General features: G+C 64.0%; 21 protein-coding genes and 2 pseudogenes. 13 read left to right on the top strand and 10 right to left on the bottom strand.

The annotated features are described in order from the left end of the window. The first annotated feature begins 18 nt into the window (after positions 1–18). Entirely contained in the window at positions 19–1,596 is a 1,578-nt protein-coding gene (locus tag EN874_RS00390) for a glycosyltransferase family 39 protein (protein ID WP_245513382.1), read from the top strand. A gap of 15 nt (positions 1,597–1,611) precedes the next feature. After that, the gene (locus EN874_RS00385; protein ID WP_127428304.1) at positions 1,612–2,958 is read left to right on the top strand and encodes a Xaa-Pro peptidase family protein; all 1,347 of its coding nucleotides are present in this window, start codon (positions 1,612–1,614) and stop codon (positions 2,956–2,958) included. Here EN874_RS00385 and EN874_RS00380 read toward each other — a convergent pair. Together EN874_RS00380 and EN874_RS00375 are read right to left on the bottom strand one after the other, a co-directional pair. Then, entirely contained in the window at positions 2,920–3,765 is an 846-nt protein-coding gene (locus EN874_RS00380) for a PhnD/SsuA/transferrin family substrate-binding protein (protein ID WP_127428303.1), read from the bottom strand. The genes EN874_RS00385 and EN874_RS00380 overlap by 39 nt on opposite strands. A 75-nt stretch (positions 3,766–3,840) precedes the next feature. Beyond that, entirely contained in the window at positions 3,841–4,851 is a 1,011-nt protein-coding gene (locus tag EN874_RS00375; RefSeq protein WP_127428302.1) for a fatty acid desaturase, read from the bottom strand. Between the two features lie 229 nt (positions 4,852–5,080). Between EN874_RS00375 and EN874_RS00370 the strand changes: the two genes are divergently transcribed. Beyond that, entirely contained in the window at positions 5,081–5,938 is an 858-nt protein-coding gene (locus EN874_RS00370; RefSeq protein WP_126088693.1) for a helix-turn-helix transcriptional regulator, read from the top strand. Between the two features lie 188 nt (positions 5,939–6,126). Further along, positions 6,127–7,149, top strand: a complete 1,023-nt coding sequence (gene bmt / locus EN874_RS00365) for a betaine--homocysteine S-methyltransferase (protein ID WP_127428301.1) — start codon at positions 6,127–6,129, stop codon at positions 7,147–7,149. A gap of 11 nt (positions 7,150–7,160) precedes the next feature. Here the strand turns inward: bmt and EN874_RS00360 are convergent, their stop codons facing one another. From EN874_RS00360 to EN874_RS00335, 6 genes and pseudogenes are all read right to left on the bottom strand, one after another. Further along, positions 7,161–7,445 (bottom strand): hypothetical protein, encoded by a 285-nt coding sequence (locus EN874_RS00360; RefSeq protein ID WP_245516006.1) that lies wholly within the window; start codon positions 7,443–7,445, stop codon positions 7,161–7,163. A gap of 137 nt (positions 7,446–7,582) precedes the next feature. After that, positions 7,583–9,730, bottom strand: a complete 2,148-nt coding sequence (locus EN874_RS00355; protein ID WP_127428300.1) for a VWA domain-containing protein — start codon at positions 9,728–9,730, stop codon at positions 7,583–7,585. Positions 9,731–9,732: 2 nt separating this feature from the next. Further along, positions 9,733–10,296 carry an RNA polymerase sigma factor gene (locus tag EN874_RS00350; protein ID WP_127428299.1) on the bottom strand — a complete coding sequence of 188 codons (564 nt, stop codon included), beginning with the start codon at positions 10,294–10,296 and terminating at the stop codon, positions 9,733–9,735. A gap of 198 nt (positions 10,297–10,494) precedes the next feature. Beyond that, positions 10,495–11,227: pseudogene (locus EN874_RS00345) on the bottom strand (dienelactone hydrolase family protein). Between the two features lie 103 nt (positions 11,228–11,330). Continuing rightward, positions 11,331–12,020, bottom strand: coding sequence for a 4Fe-4S dicluster domain-containing protein (locus EN874_RS00340; RefSeq protein WP_127428298.1), 690 nt, complete (start codon positions 12,018–12,020; stop codon positions 11,331–11,333). A gap of 89 nt (positions 12,021–12,109) precedes the next feature. Beyond that, on the bottom strand, positions 12,110–13,684 hold the full coding sequence (locus EN874_RS00335; protein ID WP_127428297.1) for a trimethylamine methyltransferase family protein: 1,575 nt from the start codon (positions 13,682–13,684) through the stop codon (positions 12,110–12,112). Between the two features lie 273 nt (positions 13,685–13,957). Between EN874_RS00335 and EN874_RS00330 the strand changes: the two genes are divergently transcribed. After that, complete coding sequence (locus EN874_RS00330) at positions 13,958–14,656, top strand: B12-binding domain-containing protein (protein ID WP_126088687.1); 699 nt, start codon at positions 13,958–13,960, stop codon at positions 14,654–14,656. 79 nt (positions 14,657–14,735) lie between these two features. Here the strand turns inward: EN874_RS00330 and EN874_RS00325 are convergent, their stop codons facing one another. After that, entirely contained in the window at positions 14,736–14,873 is a 138-nt protein-coding gene (locus EN874_RS00325) for an entericidin A/B family lipoprotein (RefSeq protein ID WP_081296086.1), read from the bottom strand. A gap of 52 nt (positions 14,874–14,925) precedes the next feature. On the opposite strand from EN874_RS00325, the gene EN874_RS00320 reads away from it, so the two are divergent. Continuing rightward, a complete protein-coding gene (locus EN874_RS00320; RefSeq protein ID WP_127428296.1) occupies positions 14,926–15,555 on the top strand; it encodes a DUF1638 domain-containing protein in 630 nt (209 codons plus the stop codon). Between the two features lie 6 nt (positions 15,556–15,561). On the opposite strand, the gene EN874_RS00315 is transcribed toward EN874_RS00320, so the two are convergent. Next, positions 15,562–16,476, bottom strand: a complete 915-nt coding sequence (locus EN874_RS00315) for an NAD(P)-dependent oxidoreductase (protein WP_127428295.1) — start codon at positions 16,474–16,476, stop codon at positions 15,562–15,564. Between the two features lie 124 nt (positions 16,477–16,600). Between EN874_RS00315 and EN874_RS00310 the strand changes: the two genes are divergently transcribed. The 7 genes and pseudogenes from EN874_RS00310 (at position 16,601) to EN874_RS00280 (ending at position 23,396) form a co-directional block, all read left to right on the top strand. Then, positions 16,601–17,176, top strand: a complete 576-nt coding sequence (locus EN874_RS00310) for a DUF4893 domain-containing protein (RefSeq protein WP_127428294.1) — start codon at positions 16,601–16,603, stop codon at positions 17,174–17,176. A gap of 86 nt (positions 17,177–17,262) precedes the next feature. Beyond that, a complete protein-coding gene (locus EN874_RS00305; protein ID WP_127428293.1) occupies positions 17,263–18,045 on the top strand; it encodes a formyl transferase in 783 nt (260 codons plus the stop codon). A 134-nt stretch (positions 18,046–18,179) separates the two neighbouring features. Next, entirely contained in the window at positions 18,180–18,482 is a 303-nt protein-coding gene (locus EN874_RS00300; protein ID WP_127428292.1) for a virulence factor, read from the top strand. Further along, positions 18,475–19,074, top strand: a complete 600-nt coding sequence (locus tag EN874_RS00295) for a methylenetetrahydrofolate reductase C-terminal domain-containing protein (protein WP_126088681.1) — start codon at positions 18,475–18,477, stop codon at positions 19,072–19,074. Before EN874_RS00300 ends, EN874_RS00295 begins: the two co-directional genes overlap by 8 nt. Continuing rightward, a complete protein-coding gene (locus EN874_RS00290) occupies positions 19,071–20,162 on the top strand; it encodes a methylenetetrahydrofolate reductase (RefSeq protein WP_127428291.1) in 1,092 nt (363 codons plus the stop codon). The genes EN874_RS00295 and EN874_RS00290 overlap by 4 nt, the downstream gene beginning before the upstream one ends. 144 nt (positions 20,163–20,306) lie before the next feature. After that, positions 20,307–21,284 (top strand): methyltetrahydrofolate cobalamin methyltransferase, encoded by a 978-nt coding sequence (locus EN874_RS00285; protein ID WP_127428290.1) that lies wholly within the window; start codon positions 20,307–20,309, stop codon positions 21,282–21,284. Next, positions 21,220–23,396, top strand: a pseudogene (locus tag EN874_RS00280) (ASKHA domain-containing protein). Before EN874_RS00285 ends, EN874_RS00280 begins: the two are co-directional and overlap by 65 nt. Positions 23,397–23,475 lie beyond the last annotated feature (79 nt).

The following is a 23,475-nucleotide window of genomic DNA, read 5'->3' as shown; positions in this document are numbered from 1 at the left end:
CAGTACCGCTTTTGGATCGTGCGGGTGGCCGGCTATATAGCAACGGTCACCAACGCATCAGATGAGAAGACGACACCTTTGCGGCACTTAGAGAAATGGACCGACTGGCTCTGCGATGAACGGGTCGGCCCTTTCAGCGCTGCGGTCGCATTTGTCCTTGTATATTGCCTTGTCCAGATCGTGGTGATGACGTTCTCGTCGCACGTCGCGGGCACCGGTGTTGGCGTCGACGACTCCGAGCAGCTGATGGCGATGCGCTTCCTCGCGGCCGGCTACGGCAGCTCGCAGCCGCCTCTATACACCTGGCTCGGCATCCTCACCGCATCGCTTGTCGGAACCGGCATCTTTGCGCTGAAGATCGTGAAATACACCCTGATGGCCGGCGCGCTGATCGCGTGCTTCGCCGCGGTGCGCCGCCTGGGGTACTCGAACCGGGCGGCGGCCGCCGCAATGTTCGGCCTGCTTCTCTTTCCGCAGATCGTGTGGGAGATGCAGCACGCCCTCACCCACTCAGTCGCCGTCTTTTGCTTTTCGTCGCTGCTGCTCCTGGCGCTGGTCGAGGTACAGAAACGGCGATCCACAGTCGCCTATGCGCTGCTGGGCTTGGTCACGGCGGCGGCGATGCTGTCGAAATACAACATCGTCATCTTCATTGCCGCGCTGTTCATTGCAGCTCTGTCCCTTCGCGAAACGCGCGAGGCGATCTTCGACCGTCGTTTCCTGATCAGCGTGATCGTGGTGATCCTTGCCTGCCTGCCGACATTCTACTGGAGCCTCACGCATCTGGGGGACCTGCTGGCGCATAGCGCCGGCTTAGGCGTTGCCGAGGGCGGCAGCGCGGCGAGGACGGCGTCTCGAGGCATTCTTGGCCTCGGCAATGCAATACTGAATTTCGCCGGGCTGCCGGTGGCGGTCTTTGCCGTTGCGTTTTTCCTGGCACGCAAGAAACCCACACTATCGTCCGGTCTCGGACCCTGGCCCGAAAAACTGCTCTGGCGCGCGATTGGCTTTGCCGTGGTGATCACGTTGGCGGTGGTGCTCGCCGGCGGTATCACGCAGTTTCGCGATCGCTGGATGCTTCCTGTATTTGTGCTGCTGCCGGCTGCCCTTGCCATCCGCCTGGACACGATAGGGGAAAGAGGCAGGAAGACGCAGGCCACGATCGTCTTTGTCGGCGCCGTGATCGCCATCCTGGTGCTGCCGGTGAGCTGGTACATGCATCTCCGTGGCGGCGACAATCGCGGTAGCATCGTGCGGATGGACTACGCTTCGCTCCATCGTCAGTTGGCGGCCGACGGGCCGGTCGGCACAGTGGTTTCGAGCTGGTTCTGGATCGGCAATCTCCGCCTGGTCGATCCCGATCTCGTCGTGCTCGACGACGAGATCCCCGATTTTGCCAGTTCGATCCGCGAGCCAGCGGTGCTTGTCCTGGCGGACGACGAAGAACCAGCTTCGGTCATTTTCGACAGGATCGCCACGGCCGGCTATGTGATGGACACTGTCCATCGCAGCATCGCGGTGCCTGAGCTGCTGGCGAACAAGCCCACGACCCGCCAGGTCACGATCACGAGACTTCACAAGATCGCGGCGCAGTAGCACCCGGGAGACCGCATGGAAAAACTTCGCTTCGGCCGCCATCGCAAGATCATGCCGTTCGAACCGGGCTCGGTCGAAGCCCTGCGCGCGGCTTCCCGCGAGAAGGCTGCCGCGCTCAACCAACATGTGCTGGGCTATGGCGTGCAGGCCGAAGCCGAATGGGCGACGGCAGGCATTGCCGCTCCCGACCTGCCTGCCATGCGCAAATACCGGCTCGAACGCATTCGCGCCGAGCTCGCGCGCCGCGACTATGCCGGCGCCCTGCTCTACGACCCGGTCAACATCCGCTACGCGACGGATTCGACCAACATGCAGCCCTGGGTCGCACACAATCCGACACGCCACTGTTTCGTGGCGACAGACGGTCCGGTGGTGCTGTTCGACTATTTCTCCTGCGAGCATCTATCGGACCACGCCGGCGTCGTCGACGAGGTGCGGCCGGCGGTGTCGTGGATATATCTCTACAGCGGCGAGCTGACCGATAAGAAAGTCCGCCGCTGGGCGGCCGGCATCGCCGAGCTCCTTGCCGAGCACGGCGGCGGCAATCGCCGCATCGCCGTCGATCACATCAATCCGGAAGGCGTAGACGAGCTCGCCCGCCGCGGCATCACCGTCGGCAATGGCGAGGCGGTGATGGAGAATGCGCGCCTCATCAAGTCGCCCGACGAGATCCTTGCCATGCGCCGCGCCATCGTCGCCTGCGAGGCGGCGATGGGCGAGATGGAGGCGGCGCTGAAGCCGGGCATCTCCGAAAACGAACTGTGGGCGGAACTCCATCGCGGCAACATCGCCCGCGGCGGCGAATGGATCGAGACCCGGCTTCTGTCATCGGGTCCGCGCACCAATCCCTGGTTCCAGGAATGCTCATCGCGCGTCATCGAGGACGGCGATCTCGTCGCCTTCGACACCGACCTCATCGGCCCCTACGGCTTCTGCGCCGATCTTTCGCGCACCTGGCTCTGCGGCGACGGCCGGCCGTCGAACGAGCAGCGCGACCTGTTCCGCATCGCCGCCGACCAGATCGCCCACAACACCAGCCTGATGCGGCCGGGTATCTCCTTCCTCGATCTTGTCGAGCGCTCGGCGGTGCCGCCCGGTGACTGTTTCCCGGCGCGCTACGGCGTGCTCTACCACGGCGTCGGACTGGCGGACGAGTATCCGACGCTGCCGCATGCCAGCGACTGGACGGACGACACACCCGACGGCGTGCTCGAACCCGGAATGGTGCTGTGCGTGGAAAGCTATATCGGCCGGTTGGGCGGACGCGAAGGCGTCAAGATCGAGGAGCAGATCCTGATCACCGATACCGGCAACGAAAAGCTGTCAGCCTACGCGCTGGACGAAAGGTTGCTGGGCAACTGAGCCGCCCGGCCCGAGCCCGGCGATCGCTTCGCGCATCGCGTCGATTGTGCTCGCCGGCGTCGTCCTGGCGGTGATGAACGGCAGCCCTTTCCGCCTTGCTGTCCAGCCGACCACCTTCACGTGCCGCGCCGCAGGCTCGAAACGCCGTGCCAATCCCCAGCTCTGGCAGTCGATGGCGGCGATGTCGGCCCTGCCCTCGGCGACGGCTACGATCGACGACCGGTGGCCGCCGCTCTCGCTGCGCGAGCCGAAGATGTCGAGGCTTTCGCCGATCGCCTGCAGGTCGCGCGTCAGCCCGAGCAGCCCGGACATCGAATCCGGATTGTTGAAGACGAAGCGCTTGCCGCGCATGAGATCGAGCGGGATGACCGCCTTGCCATCCGCGGGCGACGTGACCGATGGGCCGCCATCCGAAAACATCACTAGCGCGCTGGAATAGAGCTCGCCCTGCCCGCCCTCGAATCCGTCGTAGTCAGGCTGGGCAACCACCTGCACATGCCGCGCCAACCCGAGTTCCATCGGCCCCCAGCAGGTTTGCCCGAAAAGCAGCGCAGGGCTCAGCCAAAGCTGGCGAAAATCGAACTCGTCCGGCGGCAATGTCGCCGGGTCGGGGGCGATCAGCTTTCCGGCGCCGTCGCGGATGCCGTCGGGTACCGGCGGCAGGTCGCGATTACTGCGCACCATTTTCTCCGGCGCATCGATGCCCTTCTGCCGGAAAGCATCGCGAAGCCGCGCCCATTGCGCGTCGACCTCGCCACGCGCCTCGGGCCAGTCATACATCGGCAAGGCCGCAACCAATTTGCTCATGACGAACAGCTTTCAGAAACAGGCTACCGTCGGTGCCTGCGTCCCGCGGCGAAAAAGCAGTCGCGGAAAGTCGAATTATTCCTTGGGCGGCTCAGCCGGCACGGGAGCCGTTCCAAGGCCGTTCACATTACGCGCTCTGATGCGCGGCTTGAAGGCGCGGCCGGGTTCGGGCGCGCGGCGCAGCACCGGATGCACTACCGGTTCCTTGGCCTTGAAGGCAAAGGATTTGATCAGCGCGAAGTAGTTCGGATAGACATAGCCGTTGTTCATCCGCAGCCATTCTTCGCGGCGATCGCGAAACATCTTCGGCAGTCTGTACCAGGCAACCGTCGGGCTCTTGTGGTGCACGAAATGCAGGTTGTTGTTGAGGAACAGGTAGGAGAGCGGCGACCGCTCGACGATGATCGTGCGGCCTTCCGGATGCTCCGACCATTGGTGCTCGGCATAGGTGCGCACGGAGATCAGCGACTGGCCGAGCCACACCGGCACCAGAATGTAGAGCCAGAGCGGGATGCCGAAGCCGAAGGTCACGATCGGCACGACCACGGCGAGGCCGACGGCATGCAGCAGCCAGCCCTTGCGGATCGCCTTGTCATCCGCAGCCATCTGCCTGGCATCGTCGATGAAGAAGCCGATCGACGACAGCCACGGGCCGAGGATCAAGCGGCCGACCATGGTGTTGTTGATCTTGAGCAGGAACTTCATTGCCGGCGGCATTTCCGCATGCATCCAGAGCGCCTGATAATAGCTTTCCGGATCGTCCAGCGGATCGGTCAGCCGCTCGTCGGCATGATGGCGAAGATGGATCGCCTTGAAGCGGCGGAACGGCCAGACCAGGCCGATCGGCAGGAAGACGAAGGCTTCATTGATCCTGGCGTTGCGGGTCGGGTGCCCGTGCAGCACTTCGTGCATCAGCGAGGATTGCAGGGCCAGTATCAGGGCGAGGATGGCGAGCGCCAGCAGGGGATACGAAGGCCAGAGCAGGAAGCCGGTGGCGAGCCAGGCGCCGTAGCAGAAGAGTGTGAGGAATACCGTCGGCCATTCCACGGCCGGTGTGCTGCTGCGTCTCTTGCTTATGCCACTCATGCTATCGACCACTGCCCTCCAGTCGCCGGAACCAGTTTGATTCCTGACAACATTGTGTCAGGAGCCTGCCGTTGTCGCAACGCGACAAAGCGCACAAACTGTTGCGAATGCGCATTTTTGGCCGCAGATGTTATACTTTGTAAACAAACTTGGGGATTCATTTGCGCCTGAGCAGCCGTCAGAAAGGCCCCAGCGCAAATTTTTCCTCCTCAGCACAGGGAGTGGCGTGATGGATAAGCGAGATCTGTCGACGATCTTCCGGGAGCGTCTGAAATTGCTATTGACACGCTCCGACTTGAACCAGTCGGCCTTCGCGACCGCCGTCGGCATCGACCGATCGGCGCTGTCGCAGCTGCTGTCCGGCGCCTCGACCCGCCTGCCCCGCGCCGAGACGCTTCTCAACATCGCCGCCGAGTTCAAGGTGTCGCTCGACTGGCTGCTGGGCCTGAGCCAGGACGAAGGCGTCACCGGCGAGATCCGCGAGAGCCTGGAGATCGAGGAGGCGCCCGACGGCTTCGACCGCACGCTGCTCGCCAAATGGCACGCCGAGGCGGCCGGCACCAAGATCCGCTACGTGCCTGCGGGCATTCCGGACCTCCTGCGCACCGAGGCGCTGGTCGAGTACGAGGCCGGCATTGCCAACAAGAGCCGCGAGGCGCAGGCCGGCGAAACGCAATACCGTATCGACTACAACAGGCGGCCCGAGACCGATATGGAAGTCTGCATGCCGCGTCATACGCTGGAGATCTTCGCGCGCGGTCTCGGCGTCTGGGATCGTTTCCCGGAAGCCGAGCGCCGCAAGCAATTGCTGCACATGGCAACGCTGCTCGACGACCTTTACCCGACCTTCCGACTGTTCCTTTATGACGGCCGCATGCGCTATTCGATCCCCTACACGATCTTCGGTCCCTACCGCGCCGCGATCTATGTCGGCGACATGTATCTGGTGCTGAACGCCACCCAGCCGGTCCGCACCCTGACCAGCCATTTCGACAATCTGATCCGCGCCGCCGACATCAACGCGCATGAGGCGGCGAGCTTCACGCAAAGGTTGGCCGGCATGTCCTTCCCCTCAGTATCCGTCTGAACGTTTCATCATCGTCGTTGTGCCTTGCGGTCAGCATCCGACCAACGGCGGCCCCTGCATCGAGGTCAAGATCACTCTCAGGCCGGAAAGGCGGTTATCCGGTACACTGTCGCGATCGCAAATTCATTGACTGGACATAAAGACTTCTTTATATCGTTATCCGAATTCAGGATACGAAAGTCAAAGCCATGACCGCGACCAATCCGATCGACGCATTGCTTGCCGAAAAGGGCGTGCTTTTGGCTGACGGCGCCACCGGCACGAATTTGTTCGCCATGGGCCTCGAGGCCGGTGAAGCGCCCGAGCTGCTCAACGAGACGTCGCCCGCCACCATCGCCAGCCTGCATCAGAATTTCGTCGATGCCGGCGCCGACATCATCCTGACCAATTCCTTCGGCGGCACCCGGCACCGGCTGAAGCTGCATCATGCGCAGGACCGCGTTTACGAACTCAACAAGCGCGCCGCCGAAATCGCCCGCTCCGTCGCCGACAAGGCCGGCCGCAAGGTGATTGTCGCCGGCTCGGTCGGCCCGACCGGCGAGTTGCTGGTGCCGCTCGGCGCCATGACCTATGAGGACGCGGTCGATGCCTTTGCCGAGCAGATCGAAGGCTTGAGGGCCGGCGGCGCCGAAGTCGCCTGGATCGAGACCATGTCGGCGCCGGACGAGATCCGCGCCGCGGCCGAAGCGGCGATCCGCGTCGGCCTGCCCTACACCTACACCGGCTCCTTCGACACCGCCGGCCGCACCATGATGGGGCTGCTGCCGAAGGACATCCACGGCGTCGCCGACGGGCTGTCGCAGGCGCCGCTCGGCGTCGGTGCCAATTGCGGCGTCGGTGCCGCCGACATCCTGGCCTCGCTGCTCGACATGACCGACGCGAAGCCGGACGCCACCGTGATCGTCAAGGGCAATTGCGGCATTCCGGAATTCCGCGGCAGCGAGATCCACTATTCCGGCACGCCCGAGCTGATGGCCGACTATGTCCGGCTGGCGGTCGACGCCGGCGCGAAAATCGTCGGCGGCTGCTGCGGCACCTCGTTCGCCCACCTCGCCGCGATGCGCAAGGCGCTCGACGCGCATAAAAAGTCGGCGCGTCCGACCGTCGAGACGATCGTCGAGCGCATCGGTCCGATGCGCAACAAGATCGCCTCAGCCGGTTCGGCCGAGGCCGGTGAAGGTCGTCGCGAGCGCCGGCGCAGCCGCGCCTGAAATTGTTCTGCTTATTCGCTGTTCTCGGCGTAACGCGACAGCGCTGTATTGAGGTCGGTAGCGGCGCTGTTGTTGCTGTCAGCACTCAGCGTCATCAAGGCGTCCGACGCGCGCGGGTCGCTGATCTGTTCCAGCATTACGCGGAAGCGGTCGTTGTTCAGCGCCGAGAGCGCCGTGTTGCGGGCCGCGTCGACATCGTTCCTGATACGCGCGGATTCAGCCGATCGAGCGGACGGTGCTCGCGCCTCAAGGTTTCCCGCGGTCGAAGCCACGTTCCCGGTGATATGCAATTCCATCCCCTCAAAGCCCTCTATCAGCTTTGACTAACAGGAGGGCATTGCGATGAAGTTCCCGAAAAGCCACGCAATTTAACGATCGGAAAAAGACCGGCGGTTTTCCACGCCGGCCCTTTGCTCATAAGACGCCGCACGTCCTATTTGTTGGTTCCCAGCGACGAGGCAAGCCGCACCAGCGACAGGAATTCGGCCCTGTAGCCGAACGGATCGGCGCCGCGGGCGGCGTTGGCGATCTCCAGGATCCGGTCGTAGCCGAAATTGGCCGTCTGATCCTCGTCGCGCAGCTTCTGCCCGAAGGCCGCGACCGCGACCGAGAACCGCTGGTCGCTTCCTGCCTCGTCGAAGGACCGCACCTCGTTGGCGGCGGTCACCGGCGTGGTGATCAGCTTCGAGACATCCTCGTTCGGCAGCTTGTAGCGGATCTTGACGAAGGCATATTCGTCCGCATTGGCCACGCCGCCATTGTCGACCTTCGCCTGGCCGTAACGCAGCGGATCGACCTGCTCGGCGCCGCTGCCCTTGGGCGTGATCTCGTAGATCGCCGACACCGAATGGCCGGAGCCGATATCGCCGGCATCGACGCGGTCGTTGTTGAAATCCTCACGCTTCAAGGCGCGGGTCTCGTAGCCAACCAAGCGGTATTCCGAGACTTTCGCCGGGTTGAACTCGACCTGGATCTTGACGTCCTTGGCGATGGTGAACAGCGTCGAGGATGCGTCCTCGACCAGCACCTTCTCGGCCTCGGCAAGCGTGTCGATATAGGCCGCCGTGCCGTTGCCGTTCTGCGCGATGGTCTGCATCATCTGATCGTTGAGATTGCCGCGGCCGAAACCGAACACCGAGAGGAACACTCCGGTCTTGCGCTCCTTCTCGATGAGGTGCTTGAGGTCATCGTCATCGGTCTGGCCGACGTTGAAGTCGCCGTCCGTGGCCAGCATCACGCGATTGACGCCGTCCTTGACGAAGGACTGCTGCGCGAGCTTGTAGGCTTCCTTGATGCCCGCCTCGCCGGCCGTCGATCCACCAGGCTCCAGATTGTCGATGGCCGAAAGGATCTTCTGCTTTTCCGCAGCCTTCGTCGGCATCAGCACCGTGCCGGCATTGCCGGCATAGGTGACGATGGAGACGGTGTCGTCGGGCTTCAGCTTGCTGACCAGCAGCCGGAAGGCGGACTTCAAGAGCGGCAGCTTGTCCGGCTCGTCCATCGAGCCCGACACGTCGATCAGGAACACCAGGTTGGCCTTGGGCGCCGCGGCCGGCTTCACGTCGAAACCCTTGATCGCGACATGCATCAGCTTGGTGCGCTCGTTCCAGGGCGTAGGCATGACAGTGACGGTCGAGTTAAACGGCGTCGCGGCCGAATCCGGACCCTTCCAGTCATAGGGGAAGTAGTTGATCATCTCCTCGACGCGGACCGTGTCCGGGTCGGGCAGGGCGCCTTCCTTCAGCGAGCGCCGCACGAAGGAATAGGACGCCGTGTCGACATCGATCGAGAAAGTCGAGACCGGATCCTGGGCGGCTTGGTGCACCGGATTGGTCTTGAAGGTCTCGATGCGGTCGCGGTTTTCCTCCTGCGGCTGCATCTGGTCGGACGGCATCGGCGCGGGCTGCACCATCAGCTTGGAATCGGCGACGGCACCAGGCGCGCGTCTCAACTTCGCTGCATCACCCGGGGCCGAAAAGCCCATTCGAACCACCCCGTCGCTCGCCGCAGCTTTGTCGCCAGCTGTCCCAGCCGGCGCCGGCGAAGGCGCCGCCTCGGGCGTCGTTTCCTGTTTGCCAAGGTTGTCGATTTCGGTGGCCGGCTTCGGCGGCGCCGCCGGCGCGATCTCCGCCTCATCCTTGAGACGACCCTCACTTTCGGCGTCGGTCTTCTTCTCCTTGGCGGGTGCAGCCGCCAGCGGCTCGTTGTTCGCCAGCCTGTTGGCCGCGGGCTTCTGCGCCACCGGCTTGTCGGCCAGCGTCTCGGTGATCTTGTCGTTGCCGCCGATGGCAGGCGGCTGCTCCTTCAACATCTCGAAAGCGGCATATCCGGCGATAGGCAGCGCGACCAGCGCGGTGATGGCCGGCGTGGCAATGAGTTTCCGTTGCATGATCTCTCTCCAGAGCTTTCTTGCTCGCTCCGTGAGACGAAGGCCTGCCGCGGTTCCTTGGGAGGCGGTCGAAATTTTTTCTTGGGCCTCGAAGGCGCTCATCGCAGCAGCGAACGCGCGGGCTTTCGCCTCGCCGTCCGGCCCCGGCACCGCGATGTCGCGCAGCCTTTCGAGTTCGTTGTCGTCGACCATGGTCACACTTCCCCGGCTGAACGCATGAGCAGCTTCAGCCGTTTCTTCGCTTCATGGATGTGCCAGGAAACCGTCGTCTCCGAGATTGCCATCACCTCCGCCGCCGCGGCATGGCTCAGCCCTTCGCCATAGACCAGCAGCACCGCGTCGCGCTGCTTGTCCGGCAGCATCCGCACCGCCGCCCACAGCGCCTCGGCCGGGTCATGAGCTTCCGCCGAGCCCTCCCCCGCAATCAGCGTGTAGGTGCCAAAGGCTTCGGTCTTGGCGGTGTCGCGCGCCCGCTTGCGCATCATGTCGCGCGCCGCGTTAAGCGTCATGGCGTAGAGCCATGTCGTGAAGGCGCCGTGGCCCTGATAGTCGCGGATCGCCCGGCCGAGCCGCACGCAGACGTCCTGGGCTATGTCCTCCGCATCGGCCTTGCGGCCGCACCAGCGATAGGCGGCGCGATAGACGAAGATATAGTGCCTTTCGAGCAGTTTGCCGAAAGCCCCCCTGTCTCCGCCCCTCGCCCGCCCGATCAAGTCGGCATCGGAGGCTTCGCTGTCGTCCAGCATCATCGCCGTCATTTGCCCGTTGGACGAAGGCTAATGGCTAATCCTTGGGGCGATGGAAAGATTTTTTTGGGGCGCTGCTTTCCTCCCGTTCACGGGAATGGCCCACGCAGCGGGGCGAAAAGCCAAGTGCTTGACCTTTCGCATGACAAACGCCCGAAGGGAGCGCGGCCTGCGCTGGGCCGAAGCTTCGCCGCGCCGCGCGGGCGAAACCTATCCGAGGGTCTCACCGAAGAACGTGGTCAGCCGCTTCCCAGTGCCGCTCGGCGCCGGCTTTGTCGAAGACGCCATGGTCCGGCACGCACCAGCCATGCGCCATGCCGACATAGTTCTCGATCACGTGGTCGACCTCCGCCACGCGCAAGGCCTCGGCCAGCCGCGCCGACTGCTCCGGCGGAAAGCTGCCGTCGACGCCGGCGACGCCGACATAGACGGGCGCCTTGATCGACGGCGCTTTGAGGTGTGGACTGTCGGGCGCGTCGCTTGCCAGATTGCCGCCATGGAAGCTCGCTGCTGCTGCGATGCGGCCGGGATAAGCCGCCGCAGCGTTCAACGCCCGCGCGCCGCCCATGCAATAGCCGACGACGCCGACAGGTCTGGCAAAACCTTCCGCTGCCAGGGCATCGAGGACGGCCTCGCCGTCACTGATCGTCATGTCCTGCGTCGTCGCATTTCTCAACGCCGTCAGTTCAGCCTTCGTCCTTTCCCCGCCAAAAGCGGTCTTGGGGTCGAATGGCCCGTAGGGCGCTCTGCGGTAGAACAAGTCGGGCACCAGCACGGCATAGCCGTGGCCGGCGAGGCGCTCGGCCATCTGATCAAGCGCCGGGCGCGGGCCGAAAATATCCATGTAGAGGATAACTCCGGCCCTGGCGGGTGAGGCTGGACGAAACAGCCGCGCCTTCGCTGCGCCGTCCTGGGTTTTGATCTCGATCTCTTGCTTCGCCATGATGCTCTCCGTCGGCTGTCGCGCGATAGATATCGGCATCGTCTGCGCCGGCAAGACAATCCCGGAGCCCGCCGTTCAAGGTTTCGTGTGGACGGCCCCGATCCTACAGGCGCGCAAACGCCGCCATGTGAAAGGCCTGAACTTCCGGCGGATAGCGATAGTCCGTGCCATACGGACAGGCATTGCGGTCGAGGCAGCCGCCGGTGCGGCAAGGCCCGCCTCTGGCGCCACGCACATGGCCAAGACAGGCGTCATGGGCAAAACCCTGCTCGGAATAGGCATCGACCGGACAGGATTTCACGCAGGGTTTTTCGGCGCATGTGTCGCAGAGATGAATCGTTTCCTCAGGTTCGGGGAGGAAAATCTCCTGCTCGAACAACAAGGCCCCACGATAGGCATGCCAAAGCCCAAACGTTGGATGCATGAGGATGCCGAGCGGCGACCGCTTCAGACCTTCCGCCCGCATCGCCCATTGCTGGAACGGCAGATAGGGCCGGTCGGAGGGCGATACGGCGCGGGCGCCGAACTGTTGCGCGACCCTGCCGATCACTTCGCGCGACCACGTGTCGAGTGGATTGGCGATGCCCTTCGCCTGCTGCCCGAGCCAGCGCTGGAAATGCGGCCAGGGTGCAGCGCCCGCCTGCCCGACCAGGAGCGCGGACTTGGCTAGCGCACCCGAAAGCCCCGCAGGCACACCTTCATCGCGAGCGAAACGGAAGCCGCCGCGAAGGATCAGGCCATGGGCGGCAAGCGCGGCCGCGACCCCATCAGTCGTGCCGCGCGAAAGAATCATCCCCTCCGGTCCGGGTCGGAGAACGCGCTCCGCCAGACTTCCTTGTGGATGATGTTGGCGACTTTAGCCCGGCCTGACTCGGGCTCCTTTCAAGTGAAGGCGTCGGCCATCGAGGCTTTCTTCTTGGCGATGAAGTCCTTCAGCGCCTCGTCGATCGCCGGATCGAGATGCGGCGCCTCGTAGCTTTCCAGCCAGCGGCGGGCAAGCTCGTTGGCGCGCTGCGGCGCGGTCTTCTCACCCTCGGCCAGCCACTGCTCGTAGGAATTGTTGTCGGCGATGTTGGAGCGGTAGAAGGCCGTCTGGAAATTCGCCTGCGTGTGGTCGCAGCCGAGATAGTGGCTGCCCGGACCGACCTGGCGGATGGCATCCATCGCCTGGCCGTTCTCCGACAGATCGACGCCTTCCGAAAACTTCTGCTGCATGCCGAGCTGATCGATGTCCATCATGAACTTTTCGTAGCAGGATGCGAGGCCGCCCTCGAGCCAGCCGGCCGAATGCAGCACGAAATTGGCGCCGGCAAGGATCGTCGAGTTCAGCGTGTTGGCGCTCTCATAGGCCGCCTGCGCGTCCGGGATCTTCGAGGCGCAGAGCGAGCCGCCGGTGCGGAACGGCAAGCCGAGGCGACGGGCAAGCTGCGCCGCGCCATAGGAGACCAGTGACGGCTCCGGCGTGCCGAAGGTCGGCGCGCCCGACTGCATCGAAATCGACGAGGCGAAGGTGCCGAACAGCACCGGCGCGCCGGGGCGGATGAGCTGCGTGAACGAGGCGCCGGCCAGCACTTCGGCGAGCACCTGTGTCAGCGTGCCGGCGACCGTCACCGGGCTCATCGCGCCGGCCAGGATGAACGGCGTGACGATGCAGGCCTGGTTGTGGCGCGAATAGACTTTCAGCGCGCCGAGCATCGTTTCGTCGAACACCATCGGCGAGTTGGCGTTGATCAGGCTGGTCAGCACCGTGTTGTTCTCGACGAAATCGTCGCCGAACACGAGCTTGGCCATCGCCACCGTGTCTTCCGCGCGCTCCGGCGCGGTGACCGAGCCCATGAACGGTTTGTCCGAATAACGGATGTGCGAGTAGACCATGTCGAGATGGCGCTTGTTGACCGGCACGTCGACCGGCTCGCACACCGTGCCGCCCGAATGGTGGATCGACGGCGCCATATAGGCGAGCTTCACGAAATTCTGGAAATCCTCGATCGTGGCGTAGCGGCGATTGCCGTCGAGATCGCGCACGAAGGGCGGGCCGTAGACCGGGGCGAAGACAGTCGCATTGCCGCCGATCTGCACAGAGCGCTCCGGATTGCGCGCATGCTGGGTGTAGATCGAAGGCGCGGTCTTGAGCAGCGAGCGGCAGAGTCCTTTGGGGAAATGCACGCGCTCGCCCTTGACGTCGGCGCCGGCTTCCTTCCACAGCGCCAGCGCCTCGGCGTCGTCGCGAAAGATGATGCCGATCTCTTCCAGCACCGTGTCGGTGTTCTTCTCGATCAGCGCCAAGCCTTCCTCATTGAGGACCTCATAGACGTTGATCTTGCGCTTGATGTAGGTGAGCTGGGTGCCCGGCCCGCCGCCCGAGCGCGCCGCACGCCGCGCCGCCGCGCCGCTGCTTGCGCCGCGTCCGCGCCGTCCGCCTGTCGGCTCCTGCTCGACTGCCGCGTTCTCGCTCATGATCGTTCTTCCCTGAAACCGTGCTGAATGAATTCGCTCGCGGCCGCATACCGCTGCTTCTCGCCGGATCGTAGCCATGCACCCTATTCGAAACGGCCCGTGAGCGCCAACGGCTGTCGCAAAATCGACAAGAAAAGCGCCAACTTTTCAGTCGCTTTCCTTTTGCGGGAAGTCGCAAATCAGCTATGGCTACCTCGCCCTCGCGGGTTAGGTATTGGCGCATCGATTTTTAGGCTGCCGCAGTCATTCCGAGCAGCAAGGAGCCCGAGAAAAATGTCCGACGACGAGATCATCCTTTCCGAGCTTTCCGACGAGGAGCTTGTGCAGCAGATGCACGACGACCTCTATGACGGGCTTAAGGAAGAGATCGAGGAAGGCACCCATATCCTTCTCGAGCGCAATTGGGCGCCCTACAAGGTGCTGACCGAAGCCCTGGTCGAAGGCATGCGCATCGTCGGCGAGGATTTCCGCGACGGCATCCTGTTCGTGCCGGAAGTTCTGCTCTCGGCCAACGCCATGAAGGCCGGCATGGCCATCCTGCGCCCGCTGCTTGCCGCCACCGGCGCGCCGAAGCAGGGCAAGATGGTGATCGGCACCGTCAAGGGCGACATCCACGACATCGGCAAGAACCTCGTCGGCATGATGATGGAAGGCGCCGGCTTCGACGTCATTGACCTCGGCATCAACAACGCCGTCGAGAAATATCTCGAAGCGATCGAGCAGCACCAGCCCGACATCATCGGCATGTCGGCGCTGCTCACCACCACCATGCCCTACATGAAGGTCGTCATCGACACGATGAAGGAAAAGGGCATCCGCGACGACTATGTCGTGCTGGTCGGTGGCGCGCCGCTCAACGAGGAATTCGGCAAGGCCGTCGGTGCCGACGCCTATTGCCGCGACGCGGCGGTTGCCGTCGAGACCGCCAAGGATTTCATGAAGCGCAAGCACAACGTTCGCGCTACCGCCTGATCCAAGGCATCAGGATGGATCGAAAAAGCCGCGCCTTGCAGCGCGGCTTTTTTGTTCCCAGATGATGGACGAGCGTGAATCAGTTGGCGACAGTGTCTTTGACCGCCCTTGCCGTCGATTTGACGTCCTTGCCGACGCCCCGGATGGTGTTGGCGCAAGCCGTGAGTGCAAGCGCGCAGGCAAGGATGGCCATCGGCGCGATGCGTAGCAGTTTCATGGATGGTGTCTCCCTGGACAGAAATTAGCCCCGCAGCGAAAGCCGGCCCGACTTGGCAAAAACGCAAAAAATGGAACCGAATCAAACAGACAGGCTGCTCGTCATCGCCTGCGGGATGATTGCGCGCGAAGTTTTGGCCGTCAAGCAACAGCTAAAGCTCGACCATCTTGAGCTGACCTGCCTGCCGGCCGAGTTCCATTTCTATCCCGACCGCATCGCGCCGGCGATGGACAAGGCGATCAAGAAAGCGAAGGCGGAAGGCTACCAGCATATCTTCGTCGGCTATGCCGATTGCGGCACCGGCGGCCTGCTCGACCGCGTCATCGAGAAGCACGGCGTCGAGCGCATGGCCGGCCCGCACTGCTTTGCCTTCTACCAGGGCATGGACGTCTATGCGAAGGTCGCCGACGGCGACATGATGTCGTTCTACATGACCGACTTCCTCTGCCGCCAGTTCGACGCCTTCTTCATCAAGCCGCTCGGCTTGGACAGGCATCCGGAGCTGATCAAGGACTATTTCGGCAACTACGAGAAGCTGATCTATCTTGCCCAGACCGACGATCCGGAGCTCGACAAGGTCGCAGAAAAGGCCGCAGCCATGCTCGGCCTCGCCTATGAGCGCCGCTCGACCGGCTATGGCGACCTGACAGGCGAGCTGGCGCGGGCGGCGGCCAGCGCCTGACTACCTTCACGCCTCCGCTTCCAGCGCTGCAAGCACATCAGCAAAACTCGTCTTGCAGACGAAGGCCAGCTTCTCCCTCGCCCGCGACGGGTCGTAGACGCGGTCGATCGAGGAGAACATCGTCCAGCCCTTCCTCGCATAGAGCCTCGGGTAATCCGGGAAATAGCGCGCGACGACGGCTGGCGCGTCGGCGATCAGCTCGGCGCAGTCTTCCGGCCGGAACGGAGTCGGCACCGAGGCGATGAAGAGGTCAAAGCCGAGCTGCGGCGCCTTCTCCAGCGCCAGAACATGCGCCTGGGCCGCGTCCTCGACCGTCAGCCGGCGGAACAGCAATTCATTCGCTTTGGTGTTGGCGTCCGACTGCTCGATGGCGTGCGCCATGTCGTCGGCCTCGGGAAAGAAGCGCGCCGTGCGCAGCACCACCACCGGCAACCCATGCTCGATGTGGTAAAGACGGCAAAGATGCTCCGCCGAAAGCTTGGTCACGCCATAGATGTTGCGCGGCTCGGGCGACATGTCCTCGGTCAACCACGCAGCCTTGCGCGCGCCACCCTGGAAACCGGCGCGAATCGCCTGCGAGATCATCAGCGATGTCGTCGAGGTGAAAACGAAACGGTCGATGCCGCACGCCACCGCTGCGTCGAGCAGGTTCAGCGTCCCTTGCACATTGGTCGCGACGAAGTCCGCATTCTCGTAATGTTCGATGTTCGGTTTGTGCAGCGCGCCGCTGTGAATGACAGCTTCGATGCGGTGCTCGCGGACGGTTCCGAAGACGAGCTCGCGGTCGGCAATCGAGCCGACGACTTGCGTGCGCGCCGAGGCAACAGGATCGAGGCCGATCACCTCATGGCCGAGCGCGTCGAGCCGGGGGCCAAGCGCACTGCCCAGCCAGCCGGACGATCCCGTGAGCAAGATACGCATCGATCAAACCGCCATTTCCGCTCCCAACGCTGTTAAGCATGGATGACAGCAGCCCGCGAACCGGTAAGTTGTACGCCAGAAGACAAAACAACTGTTCCAGCCACCGATCCGGGAAAACGCATCCATGACCCCTCGCCTCCTGCTTGCCGCTCTTTGCCTGATCGGCTTCGCCCTGCCGGCCCATGCCGACGGCGAGGTACAGAAGCTGATCACCGCCGCGGACAAGGCACGGCTCGACAAATATGGCGAGACGCGCAAGGTCGCCCTCGAGGAAGCGAAGGCCGGCGATCCGGCCGAGGTGAAGCAGTTGGACGCGCTGCTCGCCAAGCCGCTGATCGCCTTCTCCGACAAGGATCTGACCGGCAACTGGAAATGCCGCACCATCAAAGCCGGCGGCTTGAGCCCGCTCGTCATCTATGGCTGGTTCAAATGCAAGGTGACCGACGACGGCTCCGGCTGGCGGCTGCAAAAGACCAGCGGCTCGCAGCGCACGATGGGCCGCTTCTTCGACGACGGCGAGAAGCGCGCCATCTATCTCGGCTCGTTCTCGGTCAATGACGACAAAGCCAAGCCTTATGGCAGCGGTCCCGAAAGCGACCAGGTCGGCTACGCCTTCCGCAACAGCACCACCGAATGGCGCATCGAATTCCCCGCGCCCTATTACGAATCGAAGCTCGACATCATGGAATTCAAGCGCTGAGGAGAGCGTCCTGACGGGCTCCTGGCACACCAAGGATTAACCCACCCCGCATAGCATCCGCCCGGTTTTCAGAGCGGGTGCTTGCCATGGCAGCGTTGGAATCCAGTCCTCGACCGATCGTGGTCGTCACCGAAGGCGGCCCCCATATCTGGGCCATCGTGAATGCGCTTGCCGATCGCGCCGGCCCCGTCAGCGTCATCCTCGAAACGCCTGAATCGAAAAAGCGTTTGCTGCTCGGCCGCGCCCGCCGCCAGGGCTGGATCTCGGCCATCGGTCAGCTCGGCACCATGGTGCTGACCAGGCTCGGCAAGCGCTTCCTTGGCGGTCACGCCGCGCGCCTGGTTGCCGAGGAGAAGCTCGAGACCGAGCCTCGCCCCGGCCAGGCGATCGTCCATGTGCCTTCGGCCGACCGACCGGAATGCCTTGAGGCGATCCGGAAGATAAGGCCGGGCGTCGTGCTGCTCGCCGGTTGCCGGCTGCTGTCAAAGGACACGCTGGCAAACATGCCTTGCCCGGTGCTCAACTACCACGCCGGCATCGCGCCCAAATATCGCGGCATGAATGGCGGCTACTGGGCTCTGGCCTCCGGCGACGCTCGGAATTTCGGCACGACCGTGCATCTGGTCGATGCCGGCGTCGACACCGGCGGCGTGCTGAAGCAGGCGCGCGGCGAGCCGAAGCGCGGCGACACCATCGCCAGCTACGCGCTGCGGCAGGCGGCGTTTTCACGCGACATCTGCGCCGAGGCGGTGAGCGACGCGGTGGCTGGAAAGCTTGCGACGATCGATCCCGGCCTGCCGTCGAAGCAATGGTACCACCCGACGATCTGGTTCTATCTCTGGACGGGTCTGACGAAGCGCGTCTGGTAATCAGCCGGCGTCGAATTTCAGCGTTCGCTTTACGTCCTCGGCTGCGTCGCTTTTGAAGGCGCGCGCGTCGTCCCATAACAAGCGGCCTCATGGCGCTTGCGGCAATGCTCGCAGCATCAAGGAGCAAGAGTTTCATGGCCGATCTGATCGTCGTCTATTGGCGCGACATCCCTGCGCAGGTCATCGTCAAGAAGGGCCGGCAGAACGCCAAGCGCGAGCTGCCGCTGCGCTTCACCGAGGCGATCGACATGTGCGCCATGCGCACCGGCGCCGGCGGCACCGACGACTACCTGGCCGAATGGCGCAAGGCCGAGCCGGTTCAGGTCGGCGACGACATCGAAGCCGAGGTCGAGAAGGCGTTCAACGAACTCGACGCGAAATATGACCGCGAGCGGCTGGTCGCTCTGGTCAAGGCTGGCGGGAAAGAAAATGTCTGAGAAGCAGCCGGCGGTTACCCAGGCTACATTGGTCAAGAAGGCAGCGCCGAAGTCCGACTACAAGCCTGCCGACGTGTCGCCGCAGCGGCGCGTCCAGCGCACTTTTGCCGTGCGATTGTGGTCGATCCGGCACTCGCGATTGCTCGAATGGTTCTACAGCAGGTTCGCCGACGTCTTCCTGCTCTTGCATCCCTTGTGGAAAGGCATCGGCTACGGCCGTGTCGAGGTCCCCGTCAAATTCGTCGAGAAACGCGTCAAGGGCTTCATGTTCGACTGCCGCATGTGCGGCCAGTGCATCCTCTCCTCGACCGGCATGTCGTGCCCGATGAACTGCCCGAAGCAATTGCGCAACGGCCCTTGCGGCGGCGTGCGCGCCAACGGCAATTGCGAGGTCGAGCCGGACATGCCCTGCGTCTGGGTCAAGGCCTGGGAAGGCTCCCGCAACATGGTGCATGGCGACAATATCCTCAACGTGCAGAAGCCGGTCGACCAGTCGCTGCGCGAAACCTCGGCCTGGCTCAGGGTAACCGCGCAGGCCGCTGCAGCACGTGAAACCGCCCAGAACCCCCAGAACACCGGAGCTTCGGCATGAGCGCCCGCCAGCGCGACGAGAACCCGGCCGGCATCCACCTGCCGCTCGATCCCCTGCCCGGCCACACCTCGCGCGGCCGGCTGGAGCGCGTGCTGCGCCGCGGCGAGTTCGCGGTGACGACCGAGCTCAACCCGCCCGACAGCGCCGACCCGGAAGACGTCTACAACCGCGCCAAGATCTTCGACGGCTGGGTCGATGCCATCAACGCGGTCGACGCCTCGGGCGCCAACTGCCACATGTCGTCGGTCGGCATCTGCGCCCTGCTCACCCGCATGGGCTATGCCCCGATCATGCAGATCGCCTGCCGCGACAAGAACCGCATCGCCATCCAGGGCGACGTGCTGGGCGGCGCGGCGATGGGCGTCGCCAACATGCTGTGCCTCACCGGCGACGGCGTGCAGGCCGGCGACCAGCCGGGCGCCAAGCCGGTGTTCGACCTCGATTCCATGTCGCTGCTCGAAACCATCCGCATCATGCGCGACAACGGCAAGTTCCTGTCCGGCCGCAAGCTGACCACGCCGCCGCAGGTCTTCCTCGGCGCCGCCGTCAACCCCTTCGCGCCGCCCTTCGATTTCCGCCCGATCCATCTCGGCAAGAAGATCGCCGCCGGCGCGCAGTTCGTGCAGACGCAGTATTGCTTCGACGTGCCGATGTTCAAAACCTTCATGCAGAAGGCGCGGGACTTGGGGCATACGGAAAAGGTCTTCATCCTGTGCGGCGTCGGGCCGCTCGCTTCCGCCAAGACGGCGAAATGGATCCGCTCCAACGTGCCGGGCATCCATATCCCCGAGGCGGTGATCAAGCGGCTCGAAGGCGCGCAGGACCAGAAGAAGGAAGGCAAGCAGCTCTGCATCGACATCATCAACGAGGTGAAGGAAATCCCGGGCGTCGCTGGCGTCCACGTGATGGCCTACCGCCAGGAAGAGTATGTCGCCGAGATCGTCGATGAATCCGGCGTGCTGAAAGGCCGCCGGCCCTGGAAGCGGGAGATCCGCCGCGACGACCAGATCGTCGCCGAGCGGCTCGACCACATCCTGCATGACGAAATTACCGAAACCCAGGTGGATATGGTGAAGACCGCGCATTGATGTATGTCGCCCCAAAAGCGGGAACCGGTTTTGGGACAACGACATAGATTAACTTAGTGTCTGAGGGCGCTGCCTGCACCCTTCCGCTTGAAAGAGATCAGATAACGATATAAAGAAGTCTTTATATCCCGACGGAGAGATCGCATGACCCGTACCATCGTCGCCTCGGCGACCCGAGAAATCGTCATCGGCTTCGACCAGCCCTTCTGCGTGATCGGCGAGCGCATCAACCCGACCGGCCGCAAGAAGCTTGCCGCCGAGATGGTGGCCGGCAATTTCGAGACCGTCATCAAGGATGCGCTGGAACAGGCCGCCTGCGGCGCCACCATGCTCGACGTCAATGCCGGCGTCACCGCCGTCGACCCCAATGCGACCGAGCCGGCGCTCTTGGTGCAGACGCTGGAGATCGTGCAGAACCTGGTCGACCTGCCGCTGTCGATCGACTCTTCGGTGACCGCCGCGATCGAGGCGGCGCTCAAGGTCGCCAAGGGCCGCCCGCTGGTCAACTCCGTCACCGGCGAGGAAGAAAAGCTCGAGGCGATCCTGCCCTTGGTCAAGAAATACAACGTTCCGGTCGTCGCCATCTCCAATGACGAGACCGGCATCTCGATGGATCCGGACGTCCGCTTCGCCGTCGCCAAGAAGATCGTCGAGCGCTGCGCCGATCACGGCATCCCCTCGCACGACGTCGTCGTCGACCCGCTGGTGATGCCGATCGGTGCGCTGGGCGATGCCGGCCGCCAGGTTTTCGCGCTGCTGCGCCGCCTGCGCGAGGAGCTCAAGGTGAACACCACCTGCGGCCTCTCCAACATCTCCTTCGGCCTGCCGCATCGCCACGGCATCAACGCCGCCTTCATCCCGATGGTGATCGGCGCCGGCATGACGAGCGCCATCATGAACCCGGTCCGCCCGCAGGAGATGGAGGCCGTGCGCGGCGCCAACGTGCTGAACGGCACCGACGAGAACTGCACCACCTGGATTCGCACCTACAAGGACTACAAGCCGGCTGAAGGCGGCCATGCGGTCGCGGCTCCGGTTGCGGTCACCGCCCCTGGCGATGGCGCCGCCGCTGCCGGTGGTCGCCGCCGCGGCGGCCGAGAGGCCCGCATGGCGAGGGCATAAGGTAAAGATTGTGACGTTTTCGACAGAGGGAGGTATTCGCATATGAACCCTCCCCCGAACATAACCGACCCGCTCGTGCTGTTCATGCCGTCAGGCAAGCGCGGGCGGTTCCCTATTGGGACGCCGGTGCTCGATGCGGCGCGCCAGCTCGGCGTCTATGTCGAGAGCGTGTGCGGCGGCCGCGCCACCTGCGGGCGCTGCCAGATCGAGGTGCAGGAAGGCAACTTCGCCAAGCACAAGATCGTCTCGTCCAACGATCACATCTCGTCCAAGGGCGCCAAGGAAGAGCGCTACGAGCGCGTCCGCGGCCTGCCCGACCGCCGCCGCCTGTCCTGCTCGGCGCAGATCCTCGGCGACCTCGTCATCGACGTGCCGCAGGACACGGTCATCAATGCCCAGACCATCCGCAAGGATGCTGACACCAGGGTCATCGCCCGCGATACGGCGGTGCGCATCTGCTATGTCGAGATCGAAGAGCCAGACATGCACAAGCCGCTCGGCGATCTCGACCGGCTGAAGATCGCGTTGATGAAGGACTGGGGCTTCAAGAACCTCGAATTCGATTTCTATCTGCTGCCGCAGGTGCAAGGCATCCTGCGCAAGGGCAACTGGACCGCCACCGCCGCCATTCACAAGGATGCCGACAGCGACATTGCGCGCGTCATCGCGCTGTGGCCCGGGCTGAAGAACGAGGCCTATGGCCTCGCTTGCGACATCGGTTCGACCACCATCGCCATGCATCTGGTGTCGCTGCTGTCGGGCCGCGTCGCCGCCTCCTCCGGCACGTCCAATCCGCAGATCCGCTTCGGCGAGGATCTGATGAGCCGCGTATCCTATGTGATGATGAACCCGGACGGCCGCGAAGGCATGACGGTCGCCGTTCGCGAGGCCGTCTCCGGCCTCGTCGACAAGGTCTGCGCGGAAGGCAATGTGCAGCGCAATGACATCCTCGACGCGGTGTTCGTCGGCAATCCGATCATGCATCATCTGTTCCTCGGCATCGATCCGACCGAGCTCGGCGGCGCGCCTTTCGCGCTGGCCGTTTCGGGCGCAGTGCGCATCAAAGCCTCCGACACCGGCCTGAAGCTGAACCAGGGCGCGCGCCTCTATATGCTGCCTTGCATCGCCGGCCATGTCGGCGCCGATGCCGCCGCGGTCACCCTCTCCGAAGGTCCGCATCGGCAGGACGAGATGATGCTGATCGTCGATGTCGGCACCAATGCCGAGATCGTGCTCGGCAACTCCACGCGGGTGGTGGCGGCCTCCTCCCCCACCGGTCCCGCCTTCGAGGGTGCGGAGATATCCGGCGGCCAGCGCGCCGCGCCCGGCGCCATCGAGCGCGTGCGCATCGACCCCGAGACGCTGGAGCCGCGCTACCGCGTCATCGGCTCGGAGCTCTGGTCCGACCAGCCTGGCTTCGCCGAAAGCGTGCAGGCGACCGGCGTCACCGGCATTTGCGGCTCCGGCATCATCGAAGTGATCGCCGAGATGTATCTCGCCGGCATCATCTCGGAAGATGGCGTCGTCGACGGTTCGCTTGGCGCGCGCTCGCCGCGCATCGTCGCCAACGGCCGCACCTTCTCCTACGTGCTGAAGGACGGCGAGCCCAAGATCACCATCACCCAGAACGACGTGCGCGCCATCCAGCTTGCCAAGGCGGCGCTCTATGCCGGCACCAAGCTTTTGATGGAAAAGCAGCAGGCCGACCATGTCGACAGCATCCATTTCGCCGGCGCCTTCGGCTCCTTCATCGATCCGAAATACGCCATGGTGCTGGGACTGATCCCCGACTGCGACTTGGACAAGGTCAAGGCCGTTGGCAACGCCGCCGGTGCCGGCGCGCGTATGGCGCTCCTCAATCGCGGCTACCGCCGTGAGATCGAGGAGACGGTGAGCAGGATCGAGAAGATCGAGACCGCGCTGGAACCAAAATTCCAGGAGCATTTCGTCTACGCCATGGCGCTGCCGAACAAGATCGATCCGTTCCCGAAGCTGGCCGCCGCGGTGAAGCTGCCGCCGCGCAAGGCAACGAGCGAGGATGGCGCGGCGCGCGATGCCACCCCGCGCCGGCGCTCGCGCGAGGAGCGTGCGGCGCGACGCGGCCGCGAATAGGCCGACCTCCCACCGGAACGCATTTCGATTTCATTTGCATGCAAATGTTTCCGGATCGGCCCGATCCGGAAACCGAAAT

It is taken from the genome of Mesorhizobium sp. M1D.F.Ca.ET.231.01.1.1 (assembly GCF_003999155.2).
In the GTDB taxonomy this organism is placed as follows: Bacteria; Pseudomonadota; Alphaproteobacteria; order Rhizobiales; family Rhizobiaceae; genus Mesorhizobium.
This window is presented reverse-complemented; position numbering and strand designations above follow the sequence as displayed.